Below are 13,477 nucleotides of genomic sequence, written 5' to 3'. Positions count from 1 at the left end.
CACAGCTCCGAATCGTACGGATAGTGCTCTTTTTTTTGTTATAAGGAATTATTGAGACAAGCGTTGTGCAAGCTCATACGTTTCCATATCAAATGCTTTTTTAGTGTTTACCACTTTATCAATATCGGTCAGAACGAGCTCACCTTTGACAAGTCCGCAGCCTTTATCCGTCTCGCCTGCAATCAAGCTACGCACTGCGAAATCACCAAGACGACTTGCAAGGTTACGGTCAAACGGTGTTGGCGTACCACCACGTTGAATGTGTCCGAGAACGGTAACACGCGGCTCGTACGTCGGGCAGCGTTCCATCAATTCTTTGGCAACGTCTTCTCCCTTGCCTACCCCTTCAGCTACGATGATGATACTGTGACGCTTGCCATGTGCAAAGTTAGCTTTCATACGCTCAGCCACTTCGTCCATGTCAAAGGGCACTTCCGGCACCAGGATCGTCTCCGCTCCTGAAGCAAGTCCGGCATGCAACGCAATGTCTCCACAGTGGCGGCCCATAACCTCAACGATCGAAGAACGTTCATGGGAAGACATCGTGTCACGCAATTTGTTAACCGCATCAACCACGACGCTAACGGATGTATCAAATCCGATGGTATAATCGGTGAATGAGATGTCATTGTCAATGGTACCTGGCAAACCCATCGTATTAATGCCAAGCTTGCTCAGTTTGTTTGCACCATGATATGAACCGTCTCCGCCAATAACAATGAGACCGTCAATTCCGCGTGCACGCAAAATGTCTGCTCCTTTTTGCTGGCCTTCAGCGGTATAAAACTCTTTACAACGTGCAGATTGCAGAACAGTTCCCCCGCGCTGGATAATATCCCCAACACTGCGCAGATCCATCGGGAAAATGTCATTGTTCAAAAGTCCTTGGTATCCGCGCTGAATACCGAACACTTCCAATCCGTGAAATAGTCCGCTGCGAACAACCGCACGAACAGCCGCGTTCATCCCCTGTGAATCGCCACCGCTCGTTAGCACTGCGATTTTCTTTACTGCTGTCATGATGTTTCTTCCTCCTCTAGTTTCACTTCAGGCTCCGCAACAATACACCTGACTTACATATGCTTCCGTATCCACCGACTGAAAATGAAGAAAAACACACGTGTCATTGGACTGTTCTTCATCAAGCGTTTGGACACGACGCGAACTTCATGCTGTTCGCTGACTTTGGGATCAGACAGGTAAATGGCTATCAGTCCTTCAATAATCATCCGGTGAAAAGAAGTTCCCGGAATCTTCTGCACATCACTGCGAGCCATCTCCACAATAAAAGCAATTCGATCCAGCATCATCTCTACATTCTCATAATAATTGCAGAAGTTGAGATCCCCTCCGGCACGATCCTCATCCTGGTCGATCAAATAATCGAGCATGATGTGCAATGCGCATACGTGCGGGAAATAGGCAGTGTGGATCGATACCGCCTGCTCTTCGGTCAGCTGATCGTCACTTGCAGCGAGAAACAGCATAAATACACCCAGAGTAGAGCCCGTAGCAGCGGCAAATTCGTTCCAGCGAAACTGAGGTGTGCGGTGGCGATGCTCCGACCACCATTCGAGCAAAGCCGTTTCTCTCAGTTCCGGTTTGATGTGCTTATATACCTGCAGGTCCGTGTATAGGCCTGCCAGATCCTGTATTTGGGGCTTGGCTGACACATATCCTGGTAGCTGACGAGTGAGCTCCTGACATGTCGTCACCAGATTCCGAAGGTACCCACCGTCATCCTGATCCTCACGGAGCGCATAATAATTGACAGGTGTTGCCTCGGGATCTACCGCATCAAGCATAGATTGATGGAGCAAGCGAAAATCAGCCGGGTCCATCGAGGTGCTGCGGTCACACAGATTGTCCAAATAATCACTTATGGTTTGATACGAAACGATTAGCGGAATAAGAATATGTCTATTGGACATATCCGCTAATGCATAGACCGTTCCACCTTCACAGTGAAATTGCTTATCCCTTAGGCTGGCAAGTGCTTGAGTACGTAATTCCTCATTGGGAATTGTCTCTGCCTGAGCACGCCATCCATCCAATGCCTTACGCGTTTCCGGAATGGTGTATTTGTACACCCCTCTCATCAATGCCAGCGGTCCTCGCGGGTACTGATGTCGTTTTCGATTTGATTGGCTCAAAATAAATGTGCCTCCACTTTGGTTGAATACGTATTAGAGCGATTTTAACCATTCCTATTATAATATGATCCCCTTAATTGTACAAATGATCTACCGCATAAACCGCGTAAAAAATCGCATCCCCGTCCAAAGCTTTATGATATACTATGCATATTTCTATCCATCAAAGGAGTCGTTGACATGTCGTCAGGTGAACCACTTTCGTGGAGACGGTTATTTTCTTTTTTTGTGCCACTTGGCATCTCCGCCTCTCTAGTTACCATATCGCACGTCATTATCAACAGCACGCTTGCACGCTCTGCTCATCCGGAGACTGTGATTGCAAGTTATGCCATTGCGGGAAGTTTGCTGACCCTCACGGAACGTCCCTCCACCTTACTGCGCCAAACTTGTTCAGCGCTGGTACGTGACCGCCTCTCTTTTCAGGCTCTTACGTTCGTGACCAAAATATTTCTGGCCTGCGTGCTACTCATCGGATTTCTTATTGTGTACTCACCCGTTGGTACCGGTGTGTTCAAATATTTGTTCGGCGTCAGCCCGGATCTGCTGAGCAAAGTGATCGACGTTTACGAGATCCTAATGTACGTTAGTATTTTTTCTGTCATCCGGAATATTTATCAAGGCATTATCATCACGAACAACCGAACCAAATGGCTCACGATCGGAATGGTATTCAGGTTAGCAGGTATGTATGGGTTATCCCTCTACTTCATCTATACAGACTCCATTAACAGTGGTCGTGTAGGCGCTATCATCTTTGCTGTGGGCATGATGATTGAAGCTCTGGTTAGCTACTTGGAAGGCAGAAACATTATGCGAAAAATGCCTGCCAAGCTTAAGGATCATCTCGTTGAGAGCAAGGGAGATGTGTATCGCTTTTACAAACCACTGCTTTTATCCAGTTTTGTAGCCCTGTTTATAGGTCCTGTCATTAACATTGTGCTCGGTAAAACAACCGGAATCGCGTTGGCCATCTCTTCTTTTGCTGTTGCCAGCAGTCTGATGCAGCTCATGTTAAGCTTTTTTACTTATATTCATCAGATCGTGCTCAACTTCTATCTGATCGATGCCAAACTCGTTAAGAAATTTGCGCTCGTTACCGGTTTTATACCGTTCGCGATGACTGTCTCCATTGCGTATACGCCTTTAGGTCCATGGGTACTCGAAAATATTATGAGCGTTCAAGGCCAGCTGCTGGAGCAAAGTCTCTGGACACTTCGCGCCTTTGTGTTATTTCCGCTGATCTCTCCTTTTCTGGACTTCAGCAATGGTCTCATTCTGCTTCGCGGTCAGACCAAAACGATGTTTCGTTCACAGAGCGCCAATGCGATTTGCACAATTATAGTATTGCTTATTCTTGTAAGCATTTTCCCGGCGTGGAACGGCATGATCGGTGCAGCCGCCCAATCCCTTGGTTTGCTTGCTGAGCTTGTTATTGTCTGGCTGGTCATCCGGCGCACGCAAAAAGAACCAACGATGTCCATACCGCCATCTCGCGGATCTTCATCCCTGAAAAGGTGATCCACTTTGGAAATCCCTATTATACTTCTGAAGCAAAATTTTCGAATTTATTGTAGTCATTGAAATTAACGAATAACCTGAATCAGATTTAAGAATGGAGTCTCTCATCATGAAATTAAGTCATACGGCCCGGCCAGATCAGAACTGGCTACGGGCTTTAATGTTCACCATCTTTGGTTCTACCGCACTCGTAGTATCGTACTTCCAGCTTTACTTCAGCCACCTTGGCTTCAGTCCTGCCGAGATTGGTTACCTGTATGGCATCGGACCGCTCATCTCTGTATTCTCCAATATGTTCTGGAGTATGGCGAGTGACAAATACAAGACTGTGCGGAAGGTTATGATCCTGTTGCTCGGTGGCCAGTTAATTACCGGGATCCTGCTTGCCAATGCATCAAGTTTTGGCGAAGTGTTTGTCCTTGTAACACTATTTTACTTTTTCTATTATCCGGTCTATCCACTGTCAGATACAATGGCAATTACAACGGCGAATAAATATGGTCGAAATTTCACGTCCATTCGAGTGTTCGGCTCCATCGGATATGCCTTTTTTGCCCTTAGCATCGGTTATGTCCTTGGCTCTTTTGGTTCCGAATGGACGATGTGGATCTGCATCAGCCTTGCAGCGATTACATTACTGATCAGTTTCCAATTACGGGATCAGCCGTCGGGTGGCAGTAGCCGAATGGATTTATCCGGGCTGTGGGCGATCCTGAAACGCCGAGATGTTCTTGCATTTTTCGGCTGTGTGTTTCTGCTGGCTATGGGCCATCGAATGAACGAAGCCTTTCTGACAATCACACTCAAAGATTTAGGTGCCAGTGAAGGATTAATCGGCTGGTCCTTGCTCATCTCTTCTGTGAGTGAGATCCCGATATTTTTACTTCTAAGCAAATACGGGAACAAATATAAGGAACTACCACTTCTTACCTTAGCAGCCTTGATGTATACCATTCGATTATTATTCATGTCTGTCTCGCATACACCAGCAGCCGTTGTTCTAATTCAAACGATGCATAGCGTAACTTTCGGTATTTTTTATGTCACTGCGGTTCGTTATGTAACCCGACTCGTCCCTGATGATTTTCGAGCAACAGGGATGGCGTTATTTACAATTGTGTGGTCTAGCGCTTCTGGACTATTAAGCGGCACCTTGGGTGGCTTGTTATTAGAGCTTACAGGACGTCAGACGTTCTATCTTACTGCGATGAGCTTTGCATTGGCCGCCTTGATTGGTTTCGGCTTTCAATTGTTACGCACGACAACGCATCGTTCCACCTGAGCGCCGCAAAACCAAAAAAAGCACAGTCTCCAAATGGGGACTGTGCTTGTGTTTGTGATATTCAGCTATAATCGATCATTTATAAGAAGTCCGTGTAAGACGGAAAAATCTTACAATTTAGTAACGTTAGCTGCTTGAGGACCACGGTTTCCATCAGTGATTTCGAATTCTACCGCTTGACCTTCTTCCAATGTTTTAAAGCCGTCGCCTTGGATTGCGGAGAAATGTACGAATACGTCCTCGCCGCCTTCAACTGAAATAAAGCCATAGCCTTTTTCTGCGTTAAACCATTTAACTGTACCTTTCAAATGAACAACCTCCTAAAAATATCGCCATCTATGGCGAATACCCTCATTATACTGTATGGGCTTCCATTTTGCAATTTATCTTTTCCATAATTGATGAAAAAATTTGCTTTGCATCGTAGGGTACGGTATCATTTTACCAAAACCGTTAGTTTGGAGACTACCTATGATAAAAAAACACGAAATATACAAAACAGACAAGTGGAATATGATGACTGTAGAAGTCCAAGGCAAGTATCTCGTTCTGCGGGAAATATCAGAAGAATGGGGCGAAGAATGCCACACATTCCTTAGCCGTCCTGCCTTAATGCATTGGGCCGAGCGTCGTTTTCCGAAAGAGGATTTTGAAAATCGTGAAGAGGAATGGCGTGCGCTAATGGCTGCCTTCAAGGGAGTTTAATCGATGCAGCTTGATTCAGGCAATGTTGTTATCTTCATTATCCTTGCCTTCGCACTGGGGTTTGCGCTGATCTTAGGACGTAATTCCGTCCCGGATCGTCTAAGAAGAGGAATGGCGCTAATCGCTACGTTGCTCGTTTGTTTTGCCTTTTTCCTCATCGTATATTACCTCGTTAACATGGGAGCCTGATACAAGATTCTGAACGTGTTTACACGCGATTCAAGGCGCTCAAATATTTCGGTTGTGCCCAGGCCATACTATACGAAGTTATCGGGAATTCATTTTTCTGAGTTATTCGCATGGTAAGGAGGAAGGCTATTGAAATATCAAAAATCGCTATCTGTTCTTCTGGCTCTTAGTCTGGTTCCTTCGTCTCCTGCTGCACTTGCACAGGAGACGAAGGCGGCTATGCCCGTATTTTCAGCACATAATCAAAGGAGGATTCCCATGAGTAAATTATTGAAACGTTCCGAGGTGCCAGCCGAGCATACATGGAAACTGGAAGATTTATATGCCGATCAGAAGGCTTGGGATCAGGAGTATGAAGAAGTATCTTCTATGATGAAAAAGGCCTCCGAATTTCAAGGTAAATTGAATCAGCCTGACGTACTTAAAGCCAGCTTCGAATTTGAAGACGAAATCGGACTCAAACTCGAACGACTTTTCGTATACGCCCGCATGCATCAGGATGAAGACACAGCTAACCCTACATATCAAAGCCTTTCTCAAAAAGCCCAGAAACTCGGAGTACGGGTAGGCGAAGCTCTTTCCTTTGTCACACCTGAGATTCTTTCGTTGCCGGATCCAGAGCTTGACGCCCTTATTAAGAATGAGAAGCTCTCCGCATATACCTTTACCTTGGAAGAGATGAAACGGGAAAAGGCCCACGTGCTAAGCCAAGCGGAAGAAGCACTACTTGCACAGGTCGGCAATCTGTCTCAAGCACCGCAGACCATCTTCAGCATGCTGAACAATGCGGATCTTAAGTTTCCCCGTATTCAAGATGAGAACGGAAAAGAAGTCGAACTTACACATGGTAGCTACATTCAGTTTTTGGAGAATCCAAACCGTGAAGTTCGGGAACGTGCTTTCAAAGCAGTATATGAAACCTATGCGAAACAAAAAAATACGATTGCCGCAGCGCTGAATGCCAACGTAACCAAAAATATGTTTTATGCCAACGTGCGGAAGTATCCTTCAGTTATGGAAATGAACCTGTATGGTGACAACATCCCAACGGATGTTTATAACAATCTGGTAGACACGATTCATGAAAGTCTTCCACTCTTACACCGTTATATGGATCTCCGCAAAAAATTGCTTGGAGTGGACCAACTGCATATGTATGATCTATTCGCTCCACTCGTGGATGAATACAAGATGGACATCACATATGACGAAGCCAAAAAGACAGTCAAAGAAGGTCTGGCTCCGCTCGGCAAGGAGTATGCAGAGGCACTTCAGGCTGGGTATGATAATCGCTGGATTGATGTATATGAAAATGAGAATAAACGCTCAGGTGCATATGCGTGGGGTGCTTACGGTACTCACCCGTATGTACTCCTCAACCATAAGGATAATCTGAACAGCATGTTCACACTGGCACACGAGATGGGTCATGCGCTGCATTCATACTATTCGGATACAACCCTTTCTTATCGTGATGCACAGTATACGATATTCCTTGCAGAAGTAGCTTCAACGACAAACGAAGCACTGCTCATGGACTACATGTTGAATAAATCAACAGATCCGAAGGAAAAACTGTATTTACTTACGTATTATGCAGATCAGTTCCGGACTACGGTATTCCGTCAGACCATGTTCGCTGAGTTCGAGAAAATAATTCATGAGCGTGCTGAACAAGGCGAAGCACTTACACCACAGTTACTGTCAGAAATTTATTATGATCTCAATGTACAATACCATGGCAAAAACATGGTCGTTGACAAAGATATCGAGATGGAATGGGCACGTATTCCCCATTTCTATAACAGCTTCTATGTGTATAAATACGCTACAGGTTTCTCGGCAGCGACCAGCTTCTCGAAGCAAATTCTGGAAGAAGGACAACCTGCAGTTGATCGTTATCTCGGATTCCTGAAGAGTGGCGGTAGTGACTACTCCATTAATATTTTGAAAAAAGCGGGTGTGGATATGTCAACACCACAGCCGATTCGCGAAGCGATGAGTGTATTTAAAGAATTGATCGAGCAGATGGAACAGCTAACCAAATAAGGTGGCGATCCCCTGTAATCTAATCCCTTGCCCCAGGCGGGCAAGGGATTTTATAATCAAGCGAGATGCAGTACGCTCGAAAAAGGGTAATGCATTCTAGTTCTCAATTGGTTCACAACAAGGAGGCAACATCATGAAAATGCAATGGGCACTTATCGCAGGTCTTGTTTTTGCGCTGCTGACAGGGATTTTCGCAGTCATCAATGTAGATTCTGTTCAGGTTAACCTGCTGTTTAATACGGTTCGGGTTCCATTGATTTTGCTGATTTTAGGCTGTACTTTAATTGGTGGTATTATTGTAGGTTCTTACGGGATTTACCGTCAGTATCGACTGCAGCGGGAGAATAAACGCCTGCATGTGCGCGTAGCTGAATTGGAAGCTTCTGTAGCAAGCACTACTACATCCGTTTCGTACGATACCATGGATTCCATCCGCTCGGATGAATCCGAACACGATCACCAGTTACACAACGATTCAATCGAGACTCAGCCAAAAGGCAACAATACAGGTACGTTGTAAAAATCAGAAATAGCCTGCTGGTAGATCGGAATGGACATGCATTCATCCAGACAGGCTGTATTCTATTTGACCTGCGCCTGTGAGAAATAGGAGGAAAATAAAGATGGGTTTTACTATTGATGAATCTTACGTTCTGTCTTTTTTGAAAAAATTACTGGATACACCCAGTCCAAGCGGATACACCCACCACATTATAGAGATGATTCGCAAGGAAGCGAGTTCCCTGAACATCTCCTGTGAACTGAACAACAAAGGTGGAGCTATGCTCACACTGCCCGGTGAAGATCCTTCCAGAACCATTGCTTTAAGTGCGCATGTAGACACGCTCGGTGCCATGGTGCGGTCCATCACCTCTTATGGCACGTTAAAACTGACCTCTGTTGGCGGCTTTACGATGAATAGCATCGAGAACGAGTATTGCTCTATCCACACAAGAGACGGCAACGTCTATACGGGAACGATTCTTTCTCTACATCCTTCCGTGCACGTATACCCTGATGCCCGTACGTTTGAACGTTCGGAAAACCATATGGAAGTCCGTATTGATGAAGTTGTATCCTCCAAGGAGGATGTATTAAAACTAGGCATTAGTGTAGGTGACTTTATCTCCTTTGATGCCCGGGCTGTCATTACACCAAGCGGTTACATCAAGTCTCGCCATCTGGATGATAAAGCCAGTGTAGCTGCCCTGTTTGGCATCCTTGAATCCGCTCATCGTGAAGGCTGGAAGCCCGTACATAACGTTTCTCTGCTCATCTCAAACTATGAAGAAGTTGGACACGGAGCTGCATATATCCCGGCAGAAATCAGCGAAATGATCGCAGTGGATATGGGTGCCATGGGTGATGATCTTAGCTGTAAAGAAACGGATGTATCCATCTGTGCAAAAGACTCGTCCGGTCCTTATGACTACGATATGACAAGCCGCCTCATTGAACTAGCCAAACAAGATGGCATGAACTATGCAGTAGACATTTATCCCCAATATGGTTCTGATGGCAGTGCTGCCTTACGTGCAGGAAACAATATTCGTGCTGCTTTAATTGGTCCTGGCGTTCACGCTTCTCACTCTATGGAGCGCACGCACAAAAGCGCGGTAATCAATACAGCCAAGCTACTTACTGCTTATATTACTACGAAGTAAGGATTACGTTAAGCTCTCTTAATAATTCAAACCCTAGGTTTTGTTTACTTGATGTTATTCAGTTCATTGCCTTCCTCATTATCAAAAAGGACACATTCTTTCAACGCATGAACAGCGTGTGAAGGTTGTGTCCTTTATTATTTTGGCACTATGCAGCTACACATACGATTGTAATCAGGCCTGTTCCACATACTCGCGATAATGACGTTCCTGAACCTGAAGCCGGGCTTCGTGATCCTTAATCTCCGCTTGTAAAACCTGTATTGTTTGACGTACCATGCTAAGTCCATGTTTGACCTGTTTCTCGGCACTACGAATTTTATCCTGAATCATCCAATCCACAAAGAAGTTATCAAAGAAATAGTCCGCAAAAGACAGCAAACCACCCAAATTTAAATCGGCGCTGACGGCCATCTCTACATCTTCCAACTCTTTCTGAAAACGACGTAGGTGCTTACCCGCATCTATAATAGCCACTTGCGCATCATCCATACGACTACGCTTGATATGTGTGGAGATCGCCCCTCCACCCATCATGTCATAGATGCCCCAGTTTCCAGCTGAATCTAATGCTTTTTCTGCACGTTCAAGCGCATATACCAGATAATCTCCTTCTCTCAGAGCTTCGTTAAGCTCCTGCAACTCACTTGCCAGATGTTCCCGTTCTTCGGCCAATTGTTGCAGTTCTTCATCCTTACTCAGCAAATGTTGTTCCTTCTCCCCCCATAAAACCTTATAGTCATTCTCCCAGAACCGATATTTTGATTGCCTTTGAAGCTCTCGCTCAACTTGAATCCGTTGCTCTTCTACATCCTGTAACATTCGGCAAGCTGTATCATAAGCCGACTTGCTCTCCAGCAGTTCAAACTCTTCTTTCTCCAAACGTTCCGTCTTCTTGCCGATCAGATCATAAAAAAATGAGGCCAAGCTCATGCCGTTCAGCCGATCCACGTCCTTCTGTTCCTTCTGAAGAGCTACGGTGCAATGTTCCACTTTCGCTTCCCACTGCTTCTCCTCCTCTTGGAGCTTATGAAGGCGGTTCGCCCATTTTTCGTAGATTCTTCCTTTTTCCTTAAGCATGGCGAGTTGTTCATTGATTTCATTATTGATCAATTTCACGCTCTCTCCCTTCTATGGAATTCATTACTAATAAAACGTAATAAACAAGGGTAACGTTTCATCTTTTATGTTCAACGTCCGGATTCATCTATGTTATTTAAAGCAAAAATGCCTTCTCCAAAGCGGCACTAAGCCGCCTGATGAAGAAAGGCATTGGTATGGTATAGTATGGGTTGTTTGCTTACGTCAACCAAATTAAGATTTGTTTTGCTCAATCTGCTCTGCTAGCTCGTTAAGTACAGTCCAGCGCTCCATCAATTCGTCCAAGTGACGCTCTACCTCAGCCTGTTCTGCCATTAACTCTTGCAGACGCGCTGAATCGCTAAAGGCAGCTTCCATCTCCTTGTTAATCCGGACGAGGTTTGCTTCAGCCTTTTCGATATTTTCGTCAATTTGATCGTATTCGCGCTGTTCCTTGAAGCTAAATTTCAATTTAGGTTTTGCCTGCGTTGTAACCGGAGTCGAAGCTTCAACGCTTTTCTCAGTGACCTGTTTCTTGGCTGCACTCGCACCGCTCTCTTGATTCCCAGCGGCATTTTTCAGCATCCATTCCGCATATTCACTATAATCACCTACGTGCACACGTACAGCGCCGTTCCCCTCAAACGCCAGCACTTTGTCTACTGTACGATCAAGGAAGTAACGATCATGCGATACAACGAACACAACGCCCGGAAAATCATCCAGATAATCTTCAAGCACAGCAAGTGTCTGAATATCCAAGTCATTAGTCGGCTCATCCAGTAGCAGTACATTCGGAGCAGCCATCAAAATGCGAAGCAGATACAAACGACGTTTCTCTCCGCCCGACAACCTGGCAATCGGTGTCCATTGGGAGGTTGGGTTGAATAAAAAGCGTTCAAGCATCTGTGAAGCGGTGATCAATGAACCATCTGCTGTTTTTATATTTTCAGCCACTTCCTTGATGTATTCGATCACGCGCAACGTTTCATCCATCTCCTGATGTTCTTGAGTAAAATAACCCAGATTCACGGTTGGCCCGAGAACAACTACTCCAGCGTCCGGTTGCAATCGACCTGAAATCATCTGTAGTAAAGTAGACTTACCACTACCATTCGGACCTACAATGCCTACGCGGTCGCCAGGCACAGCAATGTAGCTGAGATCGTTGATCAGCTTGCGGTTATCAACCGATTTGGAGAGATGTTCAATCTCCAGTATCTTTTTCCCCAGACGCGTAGAACCCACAGACACTTCCAGAGAGCCCGAGCGTTGGACACCCTGCTGATCTTTCAGTTGTTCGAAGCGATCAATTCTCGCTTTTTGTTTTGTAGTCCGTGCTTTAGCTCCGCGGCGAATCCACGCAAGTTCGGTTCGTAACAGATTCTTGCGCTTTTGTTCTGAGGCCGACTCCCGTTCTTCCCGTTCAGCCTTCAGCTCCAGAAACCGTGTATAATTCGCCTCATATCGGAACAAACGCCCGTGATCAAGCTCCAGCATGACATTGGCTACTCGATCCAGGAAGTAACGATCATGCGTGATCATAAGTAATGCGCCACGGCGTTTCTGCAAATACTGCTCCAGCCATACAACAGAATCATTATCGATATGGTTCGTAGGCTCATCAAGAATGAGCAATTCACAAGGATGGATTAACGCGGAAGCAAGCGCAACCCTTTTTCGTTGTCCACCTGACAATGTCCCCATAAGTGCATCGAACTGCTGTATACCCAGCTTGGATAAAATACTCTTCGCTTCACTCTCCATCTGCCAAAGCTGAAGTTGCTCCATTTGTTGGTTCAGGCGCATCAGGCGTTCATTCAGCGCAGTATCTGACGGGTTTAATTCAAGTAACTCCATCGTTTCCGTATACTCACGCACGGTTCTCATCTCGGCACCGTCACCTTCAAACACTTGTTGCAGTACGGTATTACTCGGATTAAAATCCGGATTCTGTGCCAGAAACTGCACGCGTACATCGTTGCCGATGGAAATCTGTCCTTCGTCCGCAGGCTCCATACCTGCAATAACGCGCAAAAATGTCGATTTACCGGTCCCGTTTACACCAACAACACCGATTTTATCCTGATCCGCCATACCAAATGAAGCATCCTTAAACAGAATCTTCTCGCCATAACTTTTTGCAACCTGTTCTACAGTCATTATATTCATTGCCCGTTACCCACACTTCTCTATAATTTGAAATGCTCTATCCTGCTGTGCTCATCTACACACACAATCCCGCATACCTACTTATACTCGCAAAAAGGAACGGCATCCGTCCAAAAATAGCGCTGCTGCAAAAGCGATTCGTTTGTTCAAATCTTGTTCATTGAACTCTGGATTTAGCATAATATCCATCTTCAGCCGGTCCAATATGCCGATATACGCTTCGGCCAACAGTGCGGGCTCAGGTACACCTGCACTTTCGAGAACTTTGCATACCATGCTCATATACTCGTTCATAAAAGCTTTCATAAATTTCATTAAATCCGGGTCATTATTAGGAGCCATAAAAAATAACTTTGTATGATTGCGTCGTTCGTAATAATAGGTCAGATGTGTCTTAGCGATCGCGCCAAGCTTGTCACCCGTGTTCTCGTGCGCTTGCAATGCATACTCCAAACGACTGATAAAGCTGTTACAATCCCGCTTGGATACTGCTACAAATAGTTGTTCCTTGCTTTTAAAATATAAATAAATCGTGCCTTTCGCAATGCCAGCCTCATCGGCGATATCGGACATTTTAGTCTCATAGAACCCTTTCGATCCAAATATGCCGTAGGCTGCATCCAGAATGGCCTCCGATTTGTCTCCTTGTACCGTATTCAACC

Annotated in this window: 13 protein-coding genes; 7 read left to right on the top strand and 6 right to left on the bottom strand. The window is 45.4% G+C overall.

The window, feature by feature from the left end:
* Positions 1-48 precede the first annotated feature (48 nt).
* The gene (gene pfkA / locus M3629_RS02830; RefSeq protein ID WP_123064288.1) at positions 49-1,020 is read right to left on the bottom strand and encodes a 6-phosphofructokinase; all 972 of its coding nucleotides are present in this window, start codon (positions 1,018-1,020) and stop codon (positions 49-51) included.
* A gap of 53 nt (positions 1,021-1,073) precedes the next feature.
* Complete coding sequence (locus M3629_RS02825; RefSeq protein ID WP_251502802.1) at positions 1,074-2,153, bottom strand: tetraprenyl-beta-curcumene synthase family protein; 1,080 nt, start codon at positions 2,151-2,153, stop codon at positions 1,074-1,076.
* 180 nt (positions 2,154-2,333) lie between these two features.
* On the opposite strand from M3629_RS02825, the gene M3629_RS02820 reads away from it, so the two are divergent.
* Positions 2,334-3,674, top strand: a complete 1,341-nt coding sequence (locus tag M3629_RS02820; protein WP_251502801.1) for a multi antimicrobial extrusion protein MatE — start codon at positions 2,334-2,336, stop codon at positions 3,672-3,674.
* Between the two features lie 109 nt (positions 3,675-3,783).
* Positions 3,784-4,956: an MFS transporter gene (locus M3629_RS02815; protein ID WP_251502800.1), complete on the top strand. Its 1,173-nt coding sequence runs from the start codon at positions 3,784-3,786 to the stop codon at positions 4,954-4,956.
* 110 nt (positions 4,957-5,066) lie between these two features.
* Here M3629_RS02815 and M3629_RS02810 read toward each other — a convergent pair whose 3' ends face one another.
* A complete protein-coding gene (locus M3629_RS02810) occupies positions 5,067-5,264 on the bottom strand; it encodes a cold shock domain-containing protein (RefSeq protein ID WP_056700251.1) in 198 nt (65 codons plus the stop codon).
* 163 nt (positions 5,265-5,427) lie between these two features.
* Between M3629_RS02810 and M3629_RS02805 the strand changes: the two genes are divergently transcribed.
* From M3629_RS02805 to M3629_RS02785, 5 genes are all read left to right on the top strand, one after another.
* On the top strand, positions 5,428-5,661 hold the full coding sequence (locus M3629_RS02805; protein ID WP_090924721.1) for a hypothetical protein: 234 nt from the start codon (positions 5,428-5,430) through the stop codon (positions 5,659-5,661).
* 3 nt (positions 5,662-5,664) lie between these two features.
* Positions 5,665-5,850 (top strand): hypothetical protein, encoded by a 186-nt coding sequence (locus tag M3629_RS02800; protein WP_090924720.1) that lies wholly within the window; start codon positions 5,665-5,667, stop codon positions 5,848-5,850.
* A gap of 258 nt (positions 5,851-6,108) precedes the next feature.
* A complete protein-coding gene (gene pepF / locus M3629_RS02795) occupies positions 6,109-7,899 on the top strand; it encodes an oligoendopeptidase F (protein ID WP_251504488.1) in 1,791 nt (596 codons plus the stop codon).
* Positions 7,900-8,032: 133 nt separating this feature from the next.
* Positions 8,033-8,419 (top strand): LapA family protein, encoded by a 387-nt coding sequence (locus M3629_RS02790; protein ID WP_251502799.1) that lies wholly within the window; start codon positions 8,033-8,035, stop codon positions 8,417-8,419.
* A gap of 103 nt (positions 8,420-8,522) precedes the next feature.
* On the top strand, positions 8,523-9,563 hold the full coding sequence (locus tag M3629_RS02785; RefSeq protein ID WP_251502798.1) for a M42 family metallopeptidase: 1,041 nt from the start codon (positions 8,523-8,525) through the stop codon (positions 9,561-9,563).
* Between the two features lie 174 nt (positions 9,564-9,737).
* On the opposite strand, the gene M3629_RS02780 is transcribed toward M3629_RS02785, so the two are convergent.
* From M3629_RS02780 to M3629_RS02770, 3 genes are all read right to left on the bottom strand, one after another.
* A complete protein-coding gene (locus M3629_RS02780; protein WP_251502797.1) occupies positions 9,738-10,682 on the bottom strand; it encodes a hypothetical protein in 945 nt (314 codons plus the stop codon).
* A 195-nt stretch (positions 10,683-10,877) separates the two neighbouring features.
* A complete protein-coding gene (locus M3629_RS02775) occupies positions 10,878-12,815 on the bottom strand; it encodes an ABC-F family ATP-binding cassette domain-containing protein (RefSeq protein WP_251502796.1) in 1,938 nt (645 codons plus the stop codon).
* An 81-nt stretch (positions 12,816-12,896) separates the two neighbouring features.
* Positions 12,897-13,475 (bottom strand): TetR/AcrR family transcriptional regulator, encoded by a 579-nt coding sequence (locus M3629_RS02770; protein WP_251502795.1) that lies wholly within the window; start codon positions 13,473-13,475, stop codon positions 12,897-12,899.
* Positions 13,476-13,477 lie beyond the last annotated feature (2 nt).

The sequence above is a fragment of the Paenibacillus polysaccharolyticus genome (assembly GCF_023714295.1).
GTDB classification, from domain to species: Bacteria; Bacillota; Bacilli; order Paenibacillales; family Paenibacillaceae; genus Paenibacillus; species Paenibacillus polysaccharolyticus_A.
The sequence above is the reverse complement of the archived record's forward strand: the minus strand, read 5'-3'. Positions and strand labels throughout refer to the sequence as shown.

Excerpts from the sequence above, each read along its gene's own strand:
- M3629_RS02805 (WP_090924721.1), top strand. The coding sequence starts at position 5,428 with ATGATAAAAAAACACGAAATATACAAAACAGACAAGTGGAATATGATG.
- M3629_RS02775 (WP_251502796.1), bottom strand. The coding sequence starts at position 12,815 with ATGAATATAATGACTGTAGAACAGGTTGCAAAAAGTTATGGCGAGAAG.
- M3629_RS02820 (WP_251502801.1), top strand. The coding sequence starts at position 2,334 with ATGTCGTCAGGTGAACCACTTTCGTGGAGACGGTTATTTTCTTTTTTT.
- M3629_RS02815 (WP_251502800.1), top strand. The coding sequence starts at position 3,784 with ATGAAATTAAGTCATACGGCCCGGCCAGATCAGAACTGGCTACGGGCT.
- M3629_RS02800 (WP_090924720.1), top strand. The coding sequence starts at position 5,665 with ATGCAGCTTGATTCAGGCAATGTTGTTATCTTCATTATCCTTGCCTTC.
- pepF (WP_251504488.1), top strand. The coding sequence starts at position 6,109 with ATGAGTAAATTATTGAAACGTTCCGAGGTGCCAGCCGAGCATACATGG.
- M3629_RS02790 (WP_251502799.1), top strand. The coding sequence starts at position 8,033 with ATGAAAATGCAATGGGCACTTATCGCAGGTCTTGTTTTTGCGCTGCTG.
- pfkA (WP_123064288.1), bottom strand. The coding sequence starts at position 1,020 with ATGACAGCAGTAAAGAAAATCGCAGTGCTAACGAGCGGTGGCGATTCA.
- M3629_RS02785 (WP_251502798.1), top strand. The coding sequence starts at position 8,523 with ATGGGTTTTACTATTGATGAATCTTACGTTCTGTCTTTTTTGAAAAAA.